Raw genomic sequence first — 21926 nt, 5'->3', positions numbered from 1 at the left:
TGAACTGGGGGCTCAATCCGCTAACTTCGCGGCAGAATTCAGGCCCCTTGCGTCCGCCGCTCCGCAATCGCCACGGTCAGCGTCATGGCGAGGGTGAGGGTGGCGGCCATGGAGCGGAACCCTTCGAAATTCGCTTCCGAAATCTCGATCCAGGCCCCCGCGATCTGGGCCAGCGGCGAAAACGCACTGTCCGTTATGGAGACGATCGGAACGCCCTTTTCCGCCGCGGCGCGGGCGAGGCTGACCGTTTCTGACGCGTAAGGGGTGAATGAGATGGCCAGGACGGTGTCCCGCGGGCTGGCGAAGCTGATCTGCTCCGCCGCAAGGCCGCCCAGCGCATCAACCAGGATCGCCCGCACGCCGAGCTTTGCCAGGGCATAGGCCATGTAGGAGGCGATGGGGAAGGAGCGGCGGAGGCCCACCAGATAAATCGTATCCGCCGCGGCGAGTGCCTCCACCGCGCGGTCAAGCGCCTGCGGGTCGAGCTTGTCCTGGAGGGCGGCAATCGACTTGGCGGAGGCTTCGCAGAAGCCCTGGAAAATGACATTGGGCTTCGACATTTGCTGGGCATGCGCGCGGAGCTGCTGCAAGCGCTCGTCATAGTTCAGGATGCGGTCGCGCAGGCGCGAACGGAAAATCTCCTGCATGTCGGAAAAGCCCTGATAGCCCAGCGCCTGGCTGAAGCGCACCAGAGCGGAGGGCTGCACCTGCGCCTGCTCCGCAATGGAGGAGACGGTGCCGAAGGCAATCTCGTCCGGCTGCTCCAGCGCAAAACCGGCAATCTGGGTGAGGCGCTTGGGAAAGGCCGGCGCGCGCTCCGCAATCAAGGACTTGAGCGACGCGAAATCGCGCGGCGGGGAGTGGGTATCCGTCATTGGAACGAATATTTCACGAAAGACGAAATGTTCCAATGGGGTTGGGGGGCGTGACGTGCGGCAAGCACCCCCCTCTTCCCCCTATTCCTCCCAGCCGCGGCTGCGGCGGGAGGGGCCAGAGACGGGCAGGCGGCGGCGGGCGGGGTCATTGCCGGTGTCACCGGCGGCGAGTGCCCGGCGCAGGCGACGGAGGATGACGGCGCGGGATTTCTCGTCTCCCGCCTTGTCCACCACGTCCCGGATGTCGAGGATCAGGTCCGCCATGTCATTGTGGCTGTCGAAGCGGGCGACCATGGTGGGGTCGATGCGCGGGTGGGTTTCCTCCGCCAGGAAGGCGCAGGCCGTGCCCGAAAGATCGTAAACGGAATCGAGCGTGGGAATGAAGATGCAGTCATTGGGAACGCCGATGCCCCCCAGATCTTCCGCCAGCGCGCGCTGGCCCTGCTCTTCGCCATGGGTAAGGAAGATCGAGCGGCCGATGGGCAGGCGGTCCTTCACCCACTGCACGAGTTCCGGGCCATCGGCGTGGCCCGAGTAATCCTCGATCTGGCGGATCGATGCCTTGACGCTGATTTCCTCGCCCATGATGGTGACGGTGCGTGCGCCATCCTGCAGGATGCGCCCGAGCGAGCCTTCCGCCTGGAAGCCCGCCAGCAGCACGGTGGTGGAGGCCTGCCAGAGATGGTTCTTGAGGTGATGGCGGATGCGCCCTGCCTCGCACATGCCGCTGGCGGACACGATGATGCGGAAGCCGGTGAAGCGGGCGAGCGCCTTCGAATCCTCCACACTCTCCGTCGAACGCACATAGGAAGAGTTGAAGGCGCGGGTGAGATCAGCACCGTGTTCAAGCTCGCTCGCATGGCGGGTGAAAATGGCGGTGGCCTTGGAGGCCAAGGGGCTGTCGATGAAGATGTTGGCCTTGGGCACCTTGCCGTCTTCCATCAGCTTGACGAGGTCCGTCACCAGCTCCTGGGTGCGCTCGACCGCGAAGGACGGGATCAGGAGGGCGCCCTGCTTGGAGGCCGCCTCATTCACTTCACGCGCCAGGATCTCGCGGCGGCCCTCTTCGCTGCGCTCGAACCGGTCCCGCCCGCCATAGGTTGACTCGCACAGCACGAAATCAAAGCTGGTGGGGGCTTCGGGATCAGGCTGCAGCATCTTGTTGCCGGGGCCGAGATCGCCGGAAAACAGGATGCGGAGCGGCTTCTGGCCCTCCTGCTCCACTTCCACCTCGATCGAGGCGGAGCCCAGAAGATGACCGGCATTCCAGTAGCGCGCGCGGATGCCGGGTGCGGGCGTGATCCAGGTTTCATAAGGGTGCCCCTCGAAATGCTCGAGCGAGTTGAGCGCATCCTGCTGGGTATAGACCGGCACCACCTCCACTTGCCCGCGCTTGGCACGGCGCTGGTTGAGCTGCCTCACTTCCGTTTCCTGGATGTTGCCGGAATCGGGCAGCATAATGCCACAGAGATCGGCCGTGGCGGCGATGCAGTGAATGCGGTTCTTGTAGCCGTGCTTCACCAGCTTGGGGAGAAGCCCCGAATGATCGATATGCGCATGGGTCAGCAGCACGGCGGTGACGGCCGCGGGATCAAAGGGAAACGGCCGGTAGTTCAGCTCGCGTTCGGTTTTGGATCCCTGGAACATGCCGCAATCGACGAGCACCTTGGCGCGCTCGGTTTCGATCATGTAGCAGGAGCCGGTGACGGTGCGGGCTGCACCATGGAACTTGAGACGGATCATGCTTTGACTCCCGGCGTCTTGAGGCCGCGTTTCACGAGTTGCTCCCACGCCGCGCGCGGGCTGTCGGCGAAGGTGAAGAGATCGAGATCGGCCGTGTTGACCATGCCGGCCTCGAGGAACTTTGGAAAGTTGATGAGACCTTTCCAGAATTTGGAATCGTAGAGCACCACGGGCAGTTCGTCATCCATCTTGCCGGTCTGGCGCAGCGTGAGGATTTCAAACAGCTCATCCATGGTGCCGAAGCCGCCGGGAAACACCACGAGTGCCGACGCCCGGATGGCGAAATGCATCTTGCGCATGGCAAAGTAATGGAAGCGGAAGGTGAGATCGGGTGTCGAATAGGCGTTAGGCTCCTGTTCCATGGGGAGCGTGATGTTGAAGCCGATCGAAGGCGCGCCCGCATCATGGGCACCGCGGTTCGCCGCCTCCATGATGCCGGGGCCGCCCCCCGTGGCGATGACGTTCTGGCGCGGACCGTTGCCCTCGAGCTTGGCGCCGCCTTCCTCCGAGCAGATGCGGGCGAATTCGCGCGCCGCCTCATACCAGCCATTGCTGTCTCCCGGCCGCACCCGGGCCGAGCCGAAAACGATGACGGTGGTGGCCACGCCCCATTTCCGCAAGTGTTCCTCAGCCTTCTGGTATTCGAGCTGAAAGCGGAGACCACGGTTCGTGTCCCCCAGCAAGAAGTCCAGATCCATGGCGGGCAGGCGGTAGGCGGCGGCGGCCTTCTGGGCCTCGTTCGAATCGGTCACGTTCAGAGAAGTCCTGCTGCGAAACGGGTGGACAGGGATAGGCCACGCCGGGGCCTGCTTCAAGTGGTGGGCCCGGAGGGTGGCTTTTTCGGGGTCCGCATGACAGATTGGCAGCAGCTGACGGGAGGATGACATGGCGGAAAAGCAGAAGAGTTTCGGCGAACGCTACAGGGTGAAACCGGGAAAGCCCTTTGACCTTTCGAAAGAAGACCCGCGTGCCGCCAATGGCTTTGCCGACAAGGAAGCGGCCAAGGCCGGAACCGCGGCGGATGCCGAAGCCATCGATGCGCTGCAGGACCGGCTCTATGCGGAAGGTAAACGCTCCCTCCTCGTGGTGCTGCAGGGGATCGACTGTTCGGGCAAGGACGGAACCGTGCGCGCCGTGTTCAACCATTGCGGCCCGCTGGGCGTGAAGGTGCAGCCCTTTAAAGCGCCGACCGTCGACGAGCTTGCGCAAGACTATCTCTGGCGGGTGCACAAGGTGTGCCCGGCCAAGGGCTTCATCGGCATCTTCAACCGCTCGCATTATGAGGATGTGCTGGTGGTCAAGGTGAAGAAATATGCGAGCGAGGAGGTGATCGCGCGGCGCTATGGCGAGATCAACGCTTTCGAGAAGCTGCTCTCCGACAATGGCACGAAGATCCTCAAATTCATGCTCAACATCTCGAAGGAGGAGCAGGCCGAGCGGCTGCGGGAGCGGATCGAACTGCCCGAGAAGCGCTGGAAGTTCAACCCCGCGGACCTCGAAGACCGCGCGCTGTGGACCGACTACATGAAGGCCTATCAGGAGGCGCTCACCCGCTGCTCCACCGAAGATGCGCCCTGGTATGTGATCCCGGCGGACCGCAACTGGGTGAGAAACGCCGCCATCTCGCGGATCGTGCGCGAGACGCTGGAGGAGATGAACCCGAAATACCCCGTCCCCAAGGACTGGGACCCCGCCAAGATCAAGGTGGTGTGAATGGAGCTCGGTCTCAAAGGAAAGCGCGCGCTGGTGACTGGTGCGACCAAGGGAATTGGCCGTGCCATCGCTTTCGGCCTTGCGGCGGAAGGCTGCAACGTGGCGGTCTGCGCGCGCGATGCGGCTGCCGTCCGTGCCGCCGTGGCCGCGTTGAAGGAGGCAGGTGTTGAAGGCTTCGGCATGACCGCCAATGTTGGCAACCGTCCGGAGCTTGAGGCCTTCATCACCGGTGCCGCCGCAGCATTGGGTGGCATCGACATCCTGGTCTGCAACGCCTCGGCACTGGTTGATGGCGCGGGCGAGCAGGCCTTCCGCGATGCCTTCGAGGTCGACCTTCTCCACACCCGCAATGCCTGCGAGGCAGCACTCCCCTGGCTTGAACGCTCAGGCGCGGGCGCGATTGTGTCCATTTCCTCGATTTCCGGTTCGGAGGACTATGGCTTTGGCTACGCTGCCTACGGCACCATGAAGGCAGCGCTGTTGTTCTACATAAAATCGCTCGCCCGCCATGTGGCAGCGAAGGGCATCCGCGCCAATGTCGTCTCGCCCGGCACCACCTTCTTCGAAGGCGGCGTCTGGGACCAGGTCAAGCAGGAGAATCCTGACAGCTTCGCGCGAGCACTTGCCGACAATCCCATGGGCCGCATGGCGAGGCCAGAGGAGATTGCCGATGCCGCCGTCTTCCTGGCCAGCGCCCGGGCGAGCTTCATCTCAGGCGTCAATCTGGTGGTGGATGGCACCTTGACGATCCGGGTGCAGAACTAAGCCGGCAATGCTGCTGGATCAACCGCATGCGCGTAATAGAGGATGCCATTGCCGGCGAAGGCGTTGCGGTGATCGGCGAAGCCCGCCCTGACGGTGGTGTGGAAGAAATTCTTGAGACCCGCCTGGGTGATATCCGGACCATCGGAGGTGATCTGGTCTTGCGATTTTTGAGAGGGGCGAACGATGGCGATGTGGCCCGGCCTGTCATCATCGGGGTTCTTGTAGCTCGCCACCACCAACTGGCCCGCATTCGCCGCGGCCTGGGCGGCATACATGTCCGGAAGGGCCGTCCAGCCCTGGGCGGCACCTTCGCCTGCAAGCCAATCGGCCTGCGCATTGGCGAGCAGCACCTGACCATGCTCCGGCGGGCGCAGGATGTAGACGCCAAGGTGCTCTGCCGCAGCCGCCACGAAGGCGCTGCAATGGGTGTCCTTGTGCCCCGGCGCCACATAGCGGCCATCGGGAACGCCCGTTTGCCAATCCACGTGCACGCCGGCCGGCCAATTGTCCTCGACGTCCAGCGCATCGATCACCTGGAAGATGCGCTGGGCCAGCGCGCTGCCGTCATCGGCCTGCGCCTCAGAGCTGAGACAGCAAGCGGCGAGCATTATCAAGGCACGGCGGCTGATCATTTCAGAAAGGCCTCGACCTCCGCCTTGGTGGGAGCCGCGGCTGAGGCGCCCTTCTTCGTGGTGGAGAGGGCGCCGCAGGCGGCGGCGTAGCGCAGCGCCTGTTCGAGTGGCTGGCCCTGTTCGAGTGCATGGGCGAGACCGCCATTGAAACTGTCGCCTGCCGCCACCGTATCAATGGGTGTCACCTTGAAGGCGGGAAGGATCTTCTCAAGGCCCTCACTGGCGACCGCCAGGCCCTTGCCACCCAGTTTGACGACCGCCGTCTTGACCCCGCGGGCGCGGAGCTCCTGCGCGGCCTTGAGCCCCTCCTCCGGTGATTGCGGCTGCCAGCCGAGCATGAGGCCTGCCTCGGTTTCATTGGGCGTGATGATGTCCACAGCACTCAGCACGTCCCGGGGCAAATCCCGGGCCGGGGCGGGATCGAGGATTACCGTGCCGCCATGAGCACGCACGATGGCCGCTGCCGCAAGCGAGGCTTCGAGCGGCACTTCGAGCTGGAGGAGCAGGACCTGGGCCTTCTCAAGGGCAGGCCGGGCGCGCGCGATGTCGCTCGCATCGACCGCCATGTTGCTTCCCGCCACGACGGAAATGTAGTTCTCGCCGCCCTCGCCCACATTGATGATGGCAATGCCGGTGGCGCCTTCGGCATCCTTGGTGATGAAGGAAAGATCGAGCCCATAGCCCGCCAGCGCGCGCTCCGCACCCTTGCCGAAATCATCCGCACCGATGCGGCCGATGAAGGCGACCTTGCTGCCGAGCTTGGCGGCAGCCACCGCCTGGTTGGCGCCCTTGCCGCCGAGCCCCACGATATATTCCTTGCCATGCAAGGTCTCGCCGGGCTTCGGCAGGCGGTACATATAGGCCGTCACGTCCATATTGATGCTGCCGACAACGGCGATGCTCATGACGGGGTCCTCCGGAAGGATGATATCAGAAGATCGGATAACGCATTACTATTCCGTCATAGGGGATGGCTCCCGTAAAGGGAATCTTGGTCTCACATCTCTCAATTCCGTCATTCCAGCGTAGGCTGGAATCCCGCTGCTTTCGAAGCAGGTCCGGAGGCAAAGCGGGATCCCAGCCTGCGCTGGGATGACGGCCGGGAGGGCGGTGGCCCGCTAGGTATTTCGCTTCCGCGCGGCAAGCGTGCGGAGCCTCAGCGCGTTGAGGCGGATGAAGCCTGCGGCATCTTTCTGGTCATAGGCGCCGCGGTCATCTTCGAACGTCACGAGCGCGTCCTTGTAGAGGGACTTAACACTCTTGCGGCCCACGACGATGACATTGCCCTTGTAGAGCTTGAGACGCACGGTTCCTTCCACATGCTCTTGGGATTTGTCGATGGCAGCCTGCAGCATCTCACGCTCGGGGCTGAACCAGAAGCCATAATAGACGAGCTCGGCATATTTCGGGATGAAGCTGTCTTTGAGATGCGCGGCCTCGCGATCGAGCGTCAGGCTTTCGATGGCACGGTGGGCCACCGAAAGAATGGTGCCGCCGGGCGTTTCATAAACGCCGCGCGACTTCATGCCGACGAAGCGGTTCTCCACCAGGTCCAGCCTTCCGATGCCATTGTCATGGCCCAGCCGGTTCAACTCCGTGAACAGCGTGGCGGGAGACATGGGCTTTCCATCAATTGCGATGGGGTCGCCCTTGAGGAACTCGATCTCGACATACGTCGCCTGATCCGGCGCATCTTCGGGCGCAATGGTGCGCTGATAGACGTAAGGCGGCGGTTCCACCCACGGGTCTTCCAGAACCTTGCCTTCGGAGGAGGAGTGCAGAAGATTGGCATCGACCGAGAAGGGCGCCTCGCCGCGCTTGTCCTTCGCGACGGGGATCTGATGCTCCTCGGCGAAACTGATAAGGTCCGTGCGGCTCTTGAAACTCCACTCGCGCCAGGGGGCGATGATCTTGATGTCCGGGTTCAGCGCATAGGCCGTGAGTTCGAAGCGTACCTGGTCATTGCCCTTGCCGGTGGCGCCATGGGCAATGGCATCCGCCCCGGTTTCAGCCGCAATCTCGATCAGCCGCTTGGCGATCAGCGGCCGCGCAATCGAGGTGCCGAGCAGATAGACGCCCTCATAGACGGCGTTCGCACGGAACATGGGGAACACGAAATCGCGGATGAATTCCTCGCGCAGGTCCTCCACGTAGATTTCCTGGATGCCCAGCATTTCCGCCTTCTTGCGGGCGGGCGACAGCTCTTCCCCCTGACCCAGATCGGCGGTGAAGGTCACGACCTCCGCACCATATTCCGTCTGCAGCCATTTGAGGATGATCGAGGTATCGAGGCCGCCCGAATAGGCGAGAACGACCTTTTTGACTTTCTGCTTCGGCATGACGCTGTCCCGGATGAGAAGATGGGGCCACCTATCACGCCGCGGCTTGCTGCCGCAACTGCCGAAGCGGACTATCTGGCCAGCGGGATTTCGGAAAGCCTCACGGCAACATTGAGCCCATGGGTGCGGAGGAACTGCACAACGCCCGCCGCACAACGCCGCTGCAGGGGGCTTGGCCCCACGATCACCTCGGTGATTGGCAGAAGGCGCCGCCCGGAGAAGACTTCGACATAGGGGATCAGCATTTCCGACGCGTCCCGGAAGCGGATGGCGCGGGAATCATCGGGCGGCACGGCCAGCACGATGCGGGTTTCATTCTCCTCCCGGAAGGCTTCGCTTTTGACGAAGGCGGCGAGATCGAGGAAATCCATGTTCTGCCCTGGCACCTCCTCTTCGCCCTCCCCGGCATAGAGGACGTCCTTCTTGAGGATGGTGAGGCCGGGCGAGATGCGGCGCTCGGCCTCCACGAGGCCATCCAGCACCGCCTCGTCGAAGACCACGCAATAGCCACCACCTTCGCCTGCATAGCCCCGCCATTGCGAGAGAAGCCCGTTCTTCAGCTGATGCGGTTCCTGGTGGCGGCAGAAGGAGGCGATGAACAGGGGCGCGCGCTTTTCTGCCGCCTCCAGCTGCGCCCGCCACGCCTCATCTTTGCGCGCTGCACCGCCCTCCGACAGGTCATTGAGGAAGCCCAGATGGGTGGCGCGGATATTGCCGGAATCGACAATGCCGCGGAGCCCGCTGACGGAGGTGTAATGGTAGAGCCTCGACATGCGGGGGGGGGAATTCGAGGGCGGTGGGAGTGGTTCCCGGCACGCGGCTGCCCCGCGCCCTGGCAATTGAAAGATATGGCCGTGTACACCGCCTGTCATCCGTCATTCCGGCGAAGGCCGGAATCCAGCTTTCTATGCGGCATGTGCTGACGCAAAGCGGGATTCCGGCCTTCGCCGGAATGACGGCAGGAATGAAGCTTGAATTGCGGCTGATCTCTTTGATTGCGGGCCGCTCTCACCGCGTGCTGGGCCGGGTTTTATGCGCCCTGGTCCAGCGCCAGGCGCTCCTTGGCGCGAAGCTTCTGGCTTTCGCTTTTAAGCTGCCCGCAGGCGGCCATGATGTCCCGGCCGCGGGGGGTTCTCACCGGCGAGGCATAGCCGGCGCGGTTGAGGATTTCGGCGAAGGCTTCAATCGTGTCCCACTCGGAACATTCATAGGCGGTGCCGGGCCAGGGGTTGAAGGGGATCAAATTCACCTTGGCCGGAATGCCCTTCAACAGCTGGACGAGGCGCTTGGCATCGGCGGGCGTATCGTTGACACCCTTCAGCATGACATATTCGAAGGTGATGCGCCGCGCGTTGGAAACGCCGGGATAGTTGCGGCAGGCGGCGAGCAGCTCCTTGATCGGGTATTTCTTGTTCAAGGGCACGAGCTTGTCCCGGATCTCATCCGTGGTGCCGTGGAGGGAAATCGCCAGCATGGTGCCGATCTCTTCGCCCGCGCGCGGGATTTCAGGAACGACGCCTGAGGTGGAGAGCGTGATCCGCCGCTTCGACAGCGAGATGCCCTCGCCATCGGAGACGATCTCCATCGCGTCTTTCACATTGTCGAAATTATAGAGGGGCTCGCCCATGCCCATGAGCACGACATTGGTGATGTAGCGGCCCCCCAAGGGCGGCTTGGGGTTTGCCTCGATGTCCTGCGGCCAGTCTTTCACCCGGTCTCGCGCCGTCATAACTTGCGCGACGATTTCGCCCGCTGTCAGATTGCGCACCAGCTTCTGCGTGCCGGTGTGGCAGAAGCTGCAGGTTAGCGTGCAGCCAACTTGCGAGGAGATGCAGAGCGTGCCGCGATCTTCCTCCGGAATATAGACCATCTCAACCTCATGGCGCGCGCCGCGCTCATCAGGTGAAAGACGGAGGAGCCATTTTTTGGTGCCGTCGCTCGAGGTCTGCTCGGTGACGATCTCCGGCCGGCCGATGATGAATTCATCCTCCAGGCGCTTGCGGAGGTCCTTGGCGATGTTGCTCATCTCCGCAAAGGAGGCGACGCCGCGATGATAGAGCCAGTGCCAGACCTGGCCTGCCCGCATGCGGCGCTGCTTTTCCGGAACCCCGGCGCGGCCCATCGCATCCGCCAGCGCCTCGCGCGTGAGACCCAGAAGTGTGGGGCGCGGGTCGTTCGGGATGTAACGCGGGGCGATATCCAGGGTTGAGAGAAGCGTGGTCATGGACCGGCCCCATAGCATGAAATTGAGCGGAAATGCGAGTGAAGGCCTTCAGATAGGCCGCTCAGGGGGTTTTGACCAGTGCCACGATGGGCCCCAGGGGCGCGAAACCATCAGCCCGGAACAGCTCCGGCGCATAGAGGCTCGAGATCGAGCCATCAAGGAACAGCGCATTGGGGCAGTTGAGATGATCCCGGAACAGCCGGGCAAAGCTGTGGAAATTGACCACGCCGTCGCTGATCGCGAAAATCAGCGTGTGGCCGTCCGGGGCACCCACGCCGTTCCGCCGCTGCAGCGAGGTGCCGTCTTCCGAGAATTTGGGGTGGATCTTGCCATCGACCACCAGCATGGGGCCGGACTGGCTGGCAAATTGCGGCTTGATCCCCGAGGCCGCGAAGGCGCTGGTTTCCATGACGCCGCCCTTGCCGCCGTCGATGTAGAAGACGCCATTGGGCTTCAGGTGAAAGTTGCCGGGCCCGTCCCGCCGGTTCAGCTTCCGCTCCACCTGGCCATTCTCGATATAAAGGCCCACGGGCTTCAGGTCCTCGCCATACATGCCGGCATTCATGGCGAAGGCGAGCGCCTGGCCTTTCTCGAGAAGGGCAGCCGAGAGCGCCCGGAAGGAACCATAGGGCGCGCCATCGGAATCAAGGCTGAAGAGCTGGAGATGGTCTTGGCTGAGATCGAAGCGGCAGACCGTATAGTCATTGCCTTCGAAAATTTCGGGCGCGCAGGCGGCCGCAGCCGGCCCCGCTCCCAGCAGCATCACGCAGAGGAGGAGGCAGAGCCCCACGGCACGGCGCATGTTACTTGCAGGCCTTGTCAATGGCGGCAAGCGCTGCGGATATGCCTTTGAGTGAATAGGTGTCTTCCGTGGAGGTGCCGCGCCAGGAGGTGCCCTGAACCTTGAGCGACTTCCCCTGCTTCATGGCGGCGACGATCTTCTTGTCGCTGCCGGTGTCGACCCAGGCGGTATCGCCCTTGGAGAACATCTCGAAGCTCGCGTCATCGATCGTCAGCTTCACCGGCTGGCCTTCCTTGAAGGGGTAGCCGATGATGGTGGAGACCTCTGACTTCACCGGCGGCTTGCGGCCCGGCATGTTAGTGACGAGGAAGAAGGCCGGATCGCGCTTGACGCTTTTTGGCGCGCTCTCCTTCGGGGTGGAGGAGACGTAGCAGACCTTGGAGTCCGCCGCGTCATAGCTGTAGGCCAGCCAATCGTCGAAGGCGCCGATCTGCTGGGGTTCGCCTTCCGCGCGGGCCGTGGCCGCGGTGAGGATGATGAGCGTGAGCGCCAGTGCGCTTGTTTGCCGTATCTGAATCATGGGGGAACCTTAGACTCACCTTGAGGGGAAATCCATCCGCCGGAGATGGCACAAGGATTCCGGCCCAATTTTGACGAAGCCTGCCTTTAAGGCAAGGCTGGCCCTATGGCTTATTGCAGCGCAAAATCTCCTGCGCTAGCGTTTTGGCACAATTGTGAAGGACAGTGGATCATGGCGGCTGCGGAAAGCGAAACGGCATCGGCAACTTCAGTGGCACATCTGGACAGCCATCTGGACCAGGCCGCAAGCGCCGTGGAGGCGCTGATGGGCAAGGCCAGGGCCCGGCTTGCCGCCAGGCTGATGCCGGGCGGCAAGCTGAACCCGCGCTTGCTGGATGAAGAGCAGCATGCGGCCCACGGCCTGGCCTGGCTCGCGACCTATGCCGCAACGCTGCGCGAGCTGTTCCGCTTCGCGGAGAGGCTGAGGGCGGAGGGAGGCCTGGGCGAGACTGAGCAGCTGACCATTCAAATTGCCAGTGGCGAATATCTGAACCAGGTGGCGGGCGGCATTCCGATGAACCAGGGGGAATTCCTCAGGCTCTCCGAACTGGGCCTCACACGGGGCGAAACGGCGGGGCTTCAAGACCTTGTGCTGCTGGAACGCGGCAATACGGCGGACGCCCGCAAGCGCCTGGTGCAGCTGTTCGCCGAGGGGAATTTCGGCTCTTCCGGGCTTGACGGCACCTTGTCCGAAATGCGCGAGACCATGCGGCGCTTCGTGGAGGCGCGCGTGGCCCCCCATGCGCACCAGTGGCACCTCGACAATGACTATGTTCCGATCGAGATCGTCAAGGAGCTGGCGGAGCTTGGCGTCTTCGCGTTGACCCTGCCGGAGGAGCATGGCGGCCTTGGCCTTTCGAAAGAATCGATGTGCGTGGTCTCCGAGGAGCTCTCGCGCGGCTGGATCGCCGTGGGATCGCTCGGCACGCGCGCTGAAATCGCCTGCGAATTGATCCTGTGCGGCGGCACGCGCGAGCAGAAGGAAAAATGGCTGCCGAAGATCGCCTCGGGCGAGATCTTGCCGACGGCGGTTTTCACCGAGCCCAACACCGGCTCTGACTTGGGCTCGCTCCGTACGCGTGCGGTGCGCGACGGTGACGTTTACAAAGTGACGGGCAACAAGACCTGGATCACCCACCCGGTGCGCGCCGATGTGATGACGCTTCTGGCCCGCACCGACCCCAATGAGGCGGGCTACCGCGGGCTTTCCATGTTCCTGGCCGAGAAGCCGCGCGGCACCGATGACAATCCGTTTCCGGCCAAGGGCATGTCCGGCGGCGAAATCGAGGTGCTGGGCTATCGCGGCATGAAGGAATATGAAATCCGCTTCGAGGATTTCGAGGTGAAAGCCGAGAACCTTCTGGGCGGCATCGAGGGCCAGGGCTTCAAGCAATTGATGCAGACCTTCGAGGCAGCCCGCATCCAGACCGCGGCGCGCGCCGTGGGCGTGGCCCAGAGCGCGCTGGACTTAGGCCTCAAATATGCGCGGGACCGCGCACAGTTCGGACAATCGATCCTCAACTTCCCGCGCATTGCGGACAAGCTGGCGCTGATGGCGGCGGAGGTGATGGCGGCCCGCCAGCTCACCCTCTTTGCCGCGCGCGAGAAGGATGCCGGGCGCCGCTGCGACCTGGAAGCCGGCATGGCGAAGCTCCTGGGAGCCCGCGTGGCCTGGGCTGCGGCCGACAATGCGCTGCAGATTCACGGTGGCAATGGTTTCGCACTCGAATATCAGATCAGCCGCGTGCTGTGCGATGCGCGCATCCTCAACATCTTCGAAGGGGCCGCCGAAATTCAGGCCCAGGTGATTGCAAGGCGGCTGCTGGAGGGTGGGAATTAATGCCGCTGCCTGTGCAGCCATGACCCGCGCGATCCTCATCACCGGCTGTTCCTCCGGCATCGGCTGGCATTGTGCGCTGGGGATGAAGAAGCGCGGCTGGCGGGTGTTTGCGACGGCGCGGAAGCCTGAAGACCTGGCGCGGCTCGAGGCAGAGGGAATCGAGGCGATCGCCCTCGACTATTCTGACCCTCGCTCGGTTGCGGCTTGCGCGGCGGAGGTTTCAGCCCGGACCGGCGGCAAGCTCGATGCGCTGTTCAACAATGGCGCCTTCGGGCAGCCGGGTGCGGTTGAGGATCTGAGCCGCGAGGTGCTGGAGGCGCAGTTCGCCTGCAATGTGTTCGGCTGGCACCAGCTGACGCGCGACTGCCTGGCCCTGCTGCGGGCGAATGGCGGAGGGCGGATCGTGCAATGCTCATCCGTGCTGGGCCTCGTGGCGCTGAAATGGCGTGGCGCCTACAACGCCTCCAAATTCGCAATCGAAGCCCTGTCCGACACGCTCAGGCTGGAACTGCGGGGCTCAGGGATTTTCGTGTCGCTGATCGAGCCCGGGCCCATCACCAGCAAATTCGTGGAGACCTCTCTCAAGAATTTCGAGACCAACATCGACGCGGCCACATCGCATTATGGCGAGGCTTATGCCCGCCAGCGTGCCAGGCTGGGGCGGGGCGGTTCGGCCCGCTACAAGCTGGGGCCCGAGGCGGTGCTGGAAAAGCTGGTGCACGCGCTGGACTCCCCCCGCCCCCATGCGCGCTATTATGTGACCAGGCCCACGCATTACATGGCGATTGCCCGGCGCATCCTGCCGCAGCGGCTGCTGGATTACGTGCTGGACCGCGCCTCCGACCAGTAGGCGCGTTTGCCGCGTTGACGGGAACCTGCCACCTGGCCCATGGCTTGCCCCTCGTTCAAGGTCTTGGAGATTGCATTGTATATCGAATATCTGAGCTATGTCGCGGCGGGGGCGGTTCTTGTGGTGCTGATCCTCGGCCTCATCAACATGTTCCGCGGCGGCTCTTCCAACACGTCGCAGAAGCTGATGCGCTGGCGCGTGGGACTGCAGTTCATCGCCGTGATCGTGCTGATGCTCGCCTTCTACCTCACCCACCGGTAGGACTTGCAGAAGGGCTTTCGCGTTCCCATTTATCTGGCCGCAGATCGGAGGGATTGCGAGATGGTTCTGGCCGGTGACGAGAGAGTGGTGCGGGAGCGGTTTTTCCCCAAGCTTGCCCGCGTTCTGGCGCGCGTTCCTTTCGCCGAGGAGCTGGTGGCGGCCTATTACTGCGCATTTGACGGCGCAACGCCCCTGAAAGCCAAGGGCGTGCTGCTGGCCGCACTCGCCTATTTCGTGCTGCCGCTCGACACCATTCCGGATTTTGTGCTGGGCCTGGGCTTCACGGATGACTTGGCGGTGCTGCTCGCCGCCTTCAACATCGTGCGCACCCATGTGACGGAGGCGCACAGAACCCGCGCCCGCGAGACGTTGAGCCGCCTTAAGCCGGGCGCGGCCGCCTCCGCGTGACGATGAGGACGGCCCCGGCGCAGACGGCCATGCCGGCGATCTGCACGAGGTTCAGCCTTTCCCCGAACAACCAATAGGCCATCAGCGCGGAAACGCCGGGCACCAGGAAGATGAGGCTCGAGACGCGGCCGACATCGCCCAGGCGAATGAGCAGCATCAGCAGCGTGATGGCGCCGAGCGACAGCACGATGACCGACCAGGCCATGGCGAACCAGGCGTTGAAGCTGCCATCGAAGCGGAACTCCTCCATCAGGAGGGCGGGGATGAGCACGGCGAGTGTGGCACCCACATATTGCCAGGCGCCGCCGCTGGCGAGGTTCAGGGCCGTCACAAAGCGCTTCTGATAGACCGTGCCGAAGGAGATCGACAGTGCGCCCAGCACATTGACGGCGGTGGTGACCGGCGTGATGCCGCCCGCAAAGCCCACCTGCAGCTTGGGCGCCACGACCAGCGCCACGCCCGCGATGCCGACGGCGAGCCCCAGCCAGTGGCGCAGCGAAATCGCTTCCTTGACGATCCATGCGGCAAGGACCGCCGTCATCAGCGGCTGGAGGCCAACGATCAGGGCCGAGACCCCTGCCGGCATGCCATGCGCCACCGCCCAATAGACCGGACCCAGATAGCCGCCATGGAGAAAGGCGCCGGCGACGCTGGCATGCAAGGCAGGCCTTGTCCCGGGCCAGGGCGCATGCAGGGCGAAGGCAATGGCCGCAAAACACAGGCCTGCAATGGGAAAGCGGATCGCCAGGAAGGTGAGCGGATCCGCATGCGGCGCAGAAAGCCTTGCAACCACGAAACCCGTTGCCCACATGAGGACGAAGAGGACGGGCGCGGCGGCAATGAAGGCGCGGGTTGACGGGGTTTCCTGCATCACCCGCCGCATTTGCCCCGTTTTGCCCGTCGAGGCGAGGCACAATTAACGGGGAGCTGGCATGTTCGATCCGCAAAAGCTTTTGGAACAGTTTCTGGGTGGCAGCACGCCCGCCAACCCGCAGACGAACAGAACCACCGGCGGCGTTTCTCCCGACTTCGTGAAGGGTTTCGCAACCGGCGGTGTGGCGGGCGGACTGGCCGGCATTCTGCTGGGCGGCAAGACCTCCAAGAAATTGGCCAAGGGTGCGGTGAAGCTTGGTGGCACTGCGGCCTTGGCGAGCCTCGCCTACAAGGCCTACAATGACTGGCAGGCCACACGGAACCAGCCCGTGGCGACGGCAGAGCCGCCGCCCATGAAGGACATCACGCCCACGCCCCAGGGCACGCCGTTCCTGCCATCACACCCGCAGCAGCGCGACGAGATGAGCCTTGCCATTCTCCGCGCCATGATCGCTGCGGCGAAGGCCGATGGCCACATCGACGCCGAAGAGCAGCGGCGCATTTTCGGCAAGCTCGATGAGCTGAGCCTCGATACCGAGGAGAAGGCCTTCGTCATCGACGAATTGCGGAAACCCCTCGACATCGATGCCGTTGTGGCCGCCGCGCCGACGCCGGAACTGGCCGTCGAGATCTATGCGGCGTCCTTCCTCGCGATCGACCCTGATGACCCGGCGGAACAGGCCTATCTCGCGATGCTGGCCGCACGCCTGAAGCTGGACCCCGCGCTTCGGACGGCTGTCGAGACGGAAGCATTGAAGACTGTGGCCTGACGGCGGCGGCTGGGTTATTGAGCCTGCATGACGGCACGCCCCGACAATGACGGCCCCAGCATTGCCATGCTCCTGCGTGAGAGCTTCTACCGGCTGTTTGCCGATGAAGCGATTCCGCTTGCCGGCAACATCGCCTTCCGCACCGTGTTTTCGGTGTTTCCCTTCCTGATCTTCCTCGTGGCGCTGGCGGGTTTCTTCGGCAATGACGACCTGGCGGCGGGCGTCGTCACCTTTTTGCTGAGTGTGGCGCCGGCGCGGCTGGTGGAGCCGCTGGTGCCGGAGATCCATGCCATCCTGACTGTTCCGCGCAGCGGACTACTTTCCATCTCCGCCATGATCACCATCTGGAGCGCCATGGGTGGCGTTGACAGCGTGCGCGTGGGGCTGAACCGTGCCTATGACATCCGCGAGACGCGCAGCATGTGGTGGCTCTATTTCCAGAATGTGCTGGTGGTGATCGGTTCGGCCGTGTTCCTGCTGGTGTTCGCCCTGCTGATCGTCTTCGCACCCATCATGATCCAGGTGGCGGAGCTTTATGCACCGGCCCTCAAGGGCCATCTGGTGACCATCGAGCAGCTGCGCTACCCGATCGGCATCACCCTGCTGACGGCGGGCGTTCTGCTGTGCCACGTGGTGCTGCCGGCAAAATCGCTCAACGTGCTGGAGATCCTGCCCGGCGTGGTGATGACGGTGGTGGTGTGGGTCATCATGTCCTCCGCCTTCTCGATCTATCTGGTGAACTTCAACACCTTCGCATCCACCTATGCGTCGCTCTCCGGCGTGTTCGCCGCGATGTTCTTCGTCTATCTGGCAGCCCTCGTGCTGATTCTCGGCGGTGAAATGAACCGCGTCCTCGAAGTGCGCCGCCTGATGCGCAGCGAGCGCTACCGCCGGCGCGACGAGGATGGCGAGGTCTAGAGGGCGGCTCTGCCCGGCGTCACCTTGCCGCCGCCTCCATGGCATCATCGAGCGTCTTGAGGCCGGTCGTTGGGGCTGACACGAGAACCGCCATGTTGCCGGGGCGGTGTTCGTTCTTCCACATCTTCATATGGGCCTTCGGGATATCGGCCCAGGAATAAACATCCGACATGCAGGGGTCGATGCGCCGGGCCATCACCAGCTTGTTGGCGGCGGCGGCCTGCAGGAGATTGGCGAAATGCGAGCCCTGCACGCGCTTCTGGTGCATCCACAGATAGCGCGCATCGAGCGTCAGGTTGAAGCCCGTGGTGCCTGCGCAGATCACCACCATTCCGCCGCGCTTCACCATCAGCACCGAGACGGGAAAGGTCTGCTCGCCCGGATGTTCGAACACCATGTCCACGTTGTTGCCCTTGCCGGTGAAGTGCCAGATGGCCTTGCCGAAGTCGCGCGCGTGCTTCATCCAGTCATTGTAGTCAGATGTTCCCACCGCGGGCATCTGGCCCCAGCACTGGAATTTCTTGCGGTTGATGACGCCCCTGGCGCCGAGCTGCATAACGAAATCCGCCTTGTCATCCTCCGAGATGACACCAATGGCGTTGGCGCCCGTGGTGGCGATGAGCTGGATGGCCATGGAGCCAAGGCCGCCTGACGCGCCCCACACGAGCACGTTCTGGCCCGCACCCAGCACATGCGGGCGGTGGCCGAACAGCATGCGGTAGGCAGTGGCAAGGGTGAGCGTATAGCAGGAGGCTTCCTCCCAGCTGAGGTGCTGGGGCTTGGGCAGAAGCTGGCGGGCCTGCACGCGGGTGAATTGGGCAAAGGAGCCATCGGGCGTCTCATAGCCCCAGATCCTCTGCGAGTTGGAGAACATCGGGTCGCCGCCATTGCACTCCTCATCGTCGCCGTCATCCTGGTTGCAGTGGATGACGACCTCATCGCCCACCTTCCAGCGCTTGACCTTGGCGCCCACGGCATAAACGATGCCCGACGCATCAGAGCCTGCGATGTGATAGGGGTTCTTGTGCCCGTCGATGGGCGAAATGGGCTTGCCCAAGGCCGCCCATACGCCATTGTAGTTGACGCCCGCCGCCATGACGAGCACCAGGCATTCATCCTCGCCGATGGCCCAGGTGGGCACGACCTCCACCTGCATGGCCGTATCAGGTGCGCCGTGCCGCTCCTGCCGGATGCACCAGGCATGCATTTTAGCCGGAACATGGCCCAGCGGGGGAATTTCTCCGATCTGATAGACGTCCTTGACCGGCTGGTTGACATTGGCGGGGGCCGGGGCGGCCGGTCTGGCGGCGGAACTCATCGCGTGGTCTCCATGGAAGGCATGCCGAGAATAGCGAAGGCTATCGCATTGCGCACCGCAACAAAAGGAGGGGCCCAGGCCGCTGCCAATTACGTCAACCTGTGCTTGACTAAACTTCCTGTTTTTGCGTCAATGAAGACTTCGACAATCAACCGGCTCAGCCGGCCATAATTGCAAGAACAGCAAGGGATCTGCAGCTCATATGGATCATCTTCTCTTCGGCGTCGGACCCTGGGCAGTGCCGACGGCGGCCGTCTGCGCCTTTGTGGGATCTTTCATCCTGACGCCGCTGACAAAATTCCCCGGCGTCCTGACATTCGCGCTCAACGCCATCCTGCTGTTCGCAGGGGCCATGGCCGGAAACATATTGGGAAAAGGCCTTGATTTCCCCATCACCAAGGTCTTCGAGAAGCCGGTGATCTTGTCCCTTGCGGGGATGACCGTGACGGGCATTCTTTTGGTCGCCGTTTTTCTCCGCAATTCGCGCAGCTAGCTCCGCCCGCCTGCCAAAAGTCGACATTGCGATGCAACATGCGCCATGCCAGCATGGCGGACACCATGACATCACGTGACAAACCCTGGCTCTTTCGTACCTATGCTGGCCATTCGACGGCGGCGGATTCCAACGCCCTGTTCCGCACCAATCTCGCCAAGGGGCAGACGGGACTGTCGGTGGCCTTCGACCTGCCCACCCAAACCGGCTATGACGCCGACCATGTGCTGGCCCGCGGCGAAGTGGGCAAGGTGGGCGTTCCCGTCTCGCATCTGGGTGACATGCGGACCCTGTTCCAGGGCATTCCGCTTGCCACCATGAACACCTCGATGACAATCAACGCCACGGCGGCGTGGCTCCTGTCGCTTTATGTGGCTGTGGCGGACGAACAGGGTGCACCGCGCACCAGCCTGTCGGGGACCACGCAGAACGACATCATCAAGGAATATCTCTCGCGCGGGACTTATGTGTTCCCGCCGGGGCCGTCGCTGCGCCTTATCACCGACACCATCGCCTTTTCGACGCGCGAGCTGCCGAAATGGAACCCGATGAATGTCTGCTCCTACCACCTGCAGGAGGCAGGGGCGACGCCGGTGCAGGAATTGTCCTATGCGCTGGCGACCGCCATTGCCGTGCTGGACGGCGTGAAGGCTTCGGGCGCTGTGTCCGAGGCAGAATTCCCCGAGGTGTTCGCGCGCATTTCTTTCTTCGTCAATGCCGGGATCCGCTTCGTCACCGAACTCTGCAAGATGCGCGCCTTCACCGAATTGTGGGATGAGATCGGGCGTGAACGCTATGGCATCTCCGAAGAGAAGCACCGCCGCTTCCGCTATGGGGTGCAGGTGAATTCCCTGGGGCTGACGGAGCAGCAGCCGGAAAACAACGTCTATCGCATCCTGATCGAAATGCTCGCGGTGGTGCTGTCCAAAAACGCCCGCGCCCGTGCCGTGCAGCTGCCGGCCTGGAACGAGGCGCTGGGCCTGCCCCGGCCCTGGGACCAGCAATGGTCGCTGCGCATGCAGCAGATCGTGGCCTATGAGACGGACCTTCTGGAATATGGCGACATATTCGATGGATCGGCCGAGATCGCGGCCAAGGTGGAGGCGTTGAAGCAAGAAGCGCGCGCCGAGCTGGCGCATGTGCAGAGCCTGGGCGGCGGCACCTCGCAAGAGGTGATCGCCTATATGAAGCGCCGGCTGGTGGACTCGAACACGGCCCGCCTGCATGCGATTGAAACCGGCGAGACGAAGATCGTGGGCGTCAATGTCTTCACCACCAGCGAAGCCGCGCCGCTGTCAGCTGGGTCCGGCGCCATCATGACGGTGAAGGACGATGTCGAATATGAGCAGATCGAGCAGCTGAAAGCCTGGCGCGCGGCGCGGGATGCAAAAGCCGTGGCCAGAGCGCTGGGCGAGCTGGCGCGCGCGGCGAAGGAGGGGCTGAATGTGATGGAGCCCTCGATTGCCTGCGCCAAGGCCGGTGTCACGACCGGCGAATGGGGCGCTGCCTTGCGCGAGATTTTCGGCGAGTACCGCGCCCCCACCGGCGTGGCCCTCACCATGCGCGCAGAGGGCGGGGAGGCGATTGCCGATCTTCGTGCGCGCGTCAAACGCCTGGCGGAGCGGATGGGCGAAACGCCGCGCTTTCTCATGGGCAAACCCGGCCTTGACGGGCATTCCAATGGCGCTGAACAGATCGCGGTGCGCGCCGCCGACACCGGCCTCGAGGTGATCTACGACGGCATCCGCGTGACGCCGGAGCAGTTGGTGAAGACGGTCGAGGACCGCCAAGTTCACATTCTTGGCCTCTCCATTCTCTCAGGCTCCCACGTGCCGCTGATCCGCGAGGTGATGCAGCGGCTGCGGGCGGCGGGGCTTTCCAACATTCCCGTGGTGGCCGGCGGCATCATCCCCCAGGAGGATGTGAATGTGCTGAAGCAGCTGGGTGTGGCCGCCGTCTATACGCCGAAGGACTTCGACATGAACCGCATCATGAATGATCTCGTCTCGCTGATCGAGAAGAAGGCGGATGAGAAGGCGGCGTGAGCTGAACTTAGGTTGAGAGGGCTGCGGCGCACCCAATTCCTTGACTTCTCGCGCCAATTCCCATATTTCCCGCCCACTGCGCGGGTTGGGGCACCCCCATCCGCGCGCGTTGCGCTGCCTCCGGCAACCCAAATTGGCTTGAGAAATCAAGCACTTGAAGTGCACTGGATCCAAGGGTTCTCCAGTGCCGCCAAAGGGCGCGGGAAAACAAGGACGAACAACATGTACGCAGTCATCAAGACCGGCGGCAAGCAATATCGCGTTGCAGCCGGAGACAAGATCCAGATCGAGAAGCTCGAGGGCAACCCGGGCGACCAGGTGAAGTTTGCCGAAGTGCTGATGATCGCCAATGGCGATGCCATCAACATCGGCGCTCCGCATGTGGTCGGCGCCACCGTGGTGGGCGAGATCGCCTCCCAGGACCGCGGCCCCCGCGTCATCATCTTCAAGAAGCGCCGCCGCAAGCATTACCGCCGGCGCAACGGCCACCGTCAGGACCTGACCTCGGTGACCATCCGCGAAATTCTCGGTTAAGGAG

23 protein-coding genes are annotated in these 21926 nt (G+C 63.3%); 11 read left to right on the top strand and 12 right to left on the bottom strand.

Features of this window, described 5'->3' with window-relative positions; all coding sequences use genetic code 11:
• Positions 1-38 precede the first annotated feature (38 nt).
• The 3 genes from ACO06F_RS13775 to ACO06F_RS13765 form a co-directional block, all read right to left on the bottom strand.
• Positions 39-875 (bottom strand): MurR/RpiR family transcriptional regulator, encoded by an 837-nt coding sequence (locus tag ACO06F_RS13775; protein WP_421693324.1) that lies wholly within the window; start codon positions 873-875, stop codon positions 39-41.
• 81 nt (positions 876-956) lie between these two features.
• Positions 957-2618: an MBL fold metallo-hydrolase gene (locus ACO06F_RS13770; protein ID WP_421693323.1), complete on the bottom strand. Its 1662-nt coding sequence runs from the start codon at positions 2616-2618 to the stop codon at positions 957-959.
• Positions 2615-3316, bottom strand: a complete 702-nt coding sequence (locus tag ACO06F_RS13765) for a TIGR00730 family Rossman fold protein (RefSeq protein WP_421696684.1) — start codon at positions 3314-3316, stop codon at positions 2615-2617. The genes ACO06F_RS13770 and ACO06F_RS13765 overlap by 4 nt, the downstream gene beginning before the upstream one ends.
• 187 nt (positions 3317-3503) lie before the next feature.
• Here ACO06F_RS13765 and ACO06F_RS13760 point away from each other — a divergent pair, with 187 nt between their 5' ends.
• Both ACO06F_RS13760 and ACO06F_RS13755 read left to right on the top strand, forming a co-directional pair.
• Entirely contained in the window at positions 3504-4331 is an 828-nt protein-coding gene (locus ACO06F_RS13760) for a PPK2 family polyphosphate kinase (protein ID WP_421693322.1), read from the top strand.
• Entirely contained in the window at positions 4332-5096 is a 765-nt protein-coding gene (locus ACO06F_RS13755) for an SDR family NAD(P)-dependent oxidoreductase (RefSeq protein ID WP_421693321.1), read from the top strand.
• On the opposite strand, the gene ACO06F_RS13750 is transcribed toward ACO06F_RS13755, so the two are convergent.
• The 7 genes from ACO06F_RS13750 to ACO06F_RS13720 form a co-directional block, all read right to left on the bottom strand.
• Positions 5093-5728 carry a hypothetical protein gene (locus ACO06F_RS13750; RefSeq protein WP_421693320.1) on the bottom strand — a complete coding sequence of 212 codons (636 nt, stop codon included), beginning with the start codon at positions 5726-5728 and terminating at the stop codon, positions 5093-5095. The two genes, ACO06F_RS13755 and ACO06F_RS13750, sit on opposite strands and share 4 nt — an antisense overlap.
• Positions 5725-6633 (bottom strand): ribokinase, encoded by a 909-nt coding sequence (rbsK, locus tag ACO06F_RS13745; RefSeq protein ID WP_421693319.1) that lies wholly within the window; start codon positions 6631-6633, stop codon positions 5725-5727. The genes ACO06F_RS13750 and rbsK overlap by 4 nt, the downstream gene beginning before the upstream one ends.
• A 213-nt stretch (positions 6634-6846) precedes the next feature.
• A complete protein-coding gene (locus tag ACO06F_RS13740; RefSeq protein ID WP_421693318.1) occupies positions 6847-8067 on the bottom strand; it encodes an argininosuccinate synthase in 1221 nt (406 codons plus the stop codon).
• Between the two features lie 71 nt (positions 8068-8138).
• Positions 8139-8840 (bottom strand): DUF2971 domain-containing protein, encoded by a 702-nt coding sequence (locus tag ACO06F_RS13735; protein ID WP_421693317.1) that lies wholly within the window; start codon positions 8838-8840, stop codon positions 8139-8141.
• 257 nt (positions 8841-9097) lie between these two features.
• Positions 9098-10291, bottom strand: a complete 1194-nt coding sequence (gene rlmN / locus ACO06F_RS13730) for a 23S rRNA (adenine(2503)-C(2))-methyltransferase RlmN (protein ID WP_421693316.1) — start codon at positions 10289-10291, stop codon at positions 9098-9100.
• 61 nt (positions 10292-10352) lie between these two features.
• The gene (locus tag ACO06F_RS13725; protein WP_421693315.1) at positions 10353-11093 is read right to left on the bottom strand and encodes a phosphodiester glycosidase family protein; all 741 of its coding nucleotides are present in this window, start codon (positions 11091-11093) and stop codon (positions 10353-10355) included.
• Position 11094: 1 nt separating this feature from the next.
• A complete protein-coding gene (locus ACO06F_RS13720; RefSeq protein ID WP_421693314.1) occupies positions 11095-11613 on the bottom strand; it encodes an invasion associated locus B family protein in 519 nt (172 codons plus the stop codon).
• 171 nt (positions 11614-11784) lie between these two features.
• Between ACO06F_RS13720 and ACO06F_RS13715 the strand changes: the two genes are divergently transcribed.
• The 4 genes from ACO06F_RS13715 to ACO06F_RS13700 are packed head-to-tail and all read left to right on the top strand — an operon-like array spanning position 11785 to position 14971.
• Positions 11785-13452, top strand: coding sequence for an acyl-CoA dehydrogenase family protein (locus ACO06F_RS13715; protein WP_421693313.1), 1668 nt, complete (start codon positions 11785-11787; stop codon positions 13450-13452).
• A 19-nt stretch (positions 13453-13471) separates the two neighbouring features.
• Positions 13472-14302, top strand: coding sequence for an SDR family oxidoreductase (locus ACO06F_RS13710; RefSeq protein WP_421693312.1), 831 nt, complete (start codon positions 13472-13474; stop codon positions 14300-14302).
• 39 nt (positions 14303-14341) lie between these two features.
• Positions 14342-14563 carry a twin transmembrane helix small protein gene (locus ACO06F_RS13705; RefSeq protein WP_421693311.1) on the top strand — a complete coding sequence of 74 codons (222 nt, stop codon included), beginning with the start codon at positions 14342-14344 and terminating at the stop codon, positions 14561-14563.
• A gap of 60 nt (positions 14564-14623) precedes the next feature.
• Positions 14624-14971: a YkvA family protein gene (locus tag ACO06F_RS13700; protein ID WP_421693310.1), complete on the top strand. Its 348-nt coding sequence runs from the start codon at positions 14624-14626 to the stop codon at positions 14969-14971.
• Here ACO06F_RS13700 and ACO06F_RS13695 read toward each other — a convergent pair.
• On the bottom strand, positions 14943-15842 hold the full coding sequence (locus tag ACO06F_RS13695; protein WP_421693309.1) for a DMT family transporter: 900 nt from the start codon (positions 15840-15842) through the stop codon (positions 14943-14945). The genes ACO06F_RS13700 and ACO06F_RS13695 overlap by 29 nt on opposite strands.
• Before the next feature lie 61 nt (positions 15843-15903).
• On the opposite strand from ACO06F_RS13695, the gene ACO06F_RS13690 reads away from it, so the two are divergent.
• Together ACO06F_RS13690 and ACO06F_RS13685 are read left to right on the top strand one after the other, a co-directional pair.
• Positions 15904-16614, top strand: a complete 711-nt coding sequence (locus ACO06F_RS13690; protein ID WP_421693308.1) for a tellurite resistance TerB family protein — start codon at positions 15904-15906, stop codon at positions 16612-16614.
• Positions 16615-16641: 27 nt separating this feature from the next.
• Positions 16642-17532, top strand: coding sequence for a YihY/virulence factor BrkB family protein (locus ACO06F_RS13685; RefSeq protein ID WP_421693307.1), 891 nt, complete (start codon positions 16642-16644; stop codon positions 17530-17532).
• 19 nt (positions 17533-17551) lie between these two features.
• Here ACO06F_RS13685 and ccrA read toward each other — a convergent pair whose 3' ends face one another.
• Positions 17552-18850 carry a crotonyl-CoA carboxylase/reductase gene (ccrA, locus tag ACO06F_RS13680; protein ID WP_421693306.1) on the bottom strand — a complete coding sequence of 433 codons (1299 nt, stop codon included), beginning with the start codon at positions 18848-18850 and terminating at the stop codon, positions 17552-17554.
• A 202-nt stretch (positions 18851-19052) separates the two neighbouring features.
• On the opposite strand from ccrA, the gene ACO06F_RS13675 reads away from it, so the two are divergent.
• The 3 genes from ACO06F_RS13675 (at position 19053) to rplU (ending at position 21922) form a co-directional block, all read left to right on the top strand.
• Positions 19053-19343: a hypothetical protein gene (locus ACO06F_RS13675; RefSeq protein WP_421693305.1), complete on the top strand. Its 291-nt coding sequence runs from the start codon at positions 19053-19055 to the stop codon at positions 19341-19343.
• A 65-nt stretch (positions 19344-19408) separates the two neighbouring features.
• Entirely contained in the window at positions 19409-21388 is a 1980-nt protein-coding gene (locus ACO06F_RS13670) for a methylmalonyl-CoA mutase family protein (RefSeq protein ID WP_421693304.1), read from the top strand.
• 222 nt (positions 21389-21610) lie between these two features.
• Complete coding sequence (gene rplU / locus ACO06F_RS13665; protein ID WP_421693303.1) at positions 21611-21922, top strand: 50S ribosomal protein L21; 312 nt, start codon at positions 21611-21613, stop codon at positions 21920-21922.
• Positions 21923-21926: the final 4 nt, after the last annotated feature.

Origin of the sequence: Aestuariivirga sp. (genome assembly GCF_965227715.1) — a bacterium.
Lineage (GTDB): Bacteria > Pseudomonadota > Alphaproteobacteria > Rhizobiales > Aestuariivirgaceae > Aestuariivirga.
Note: the sequence above shows the minus strand (reverse complement) of the source record. Positions and strands in the feature narration are given on the sequence as shown.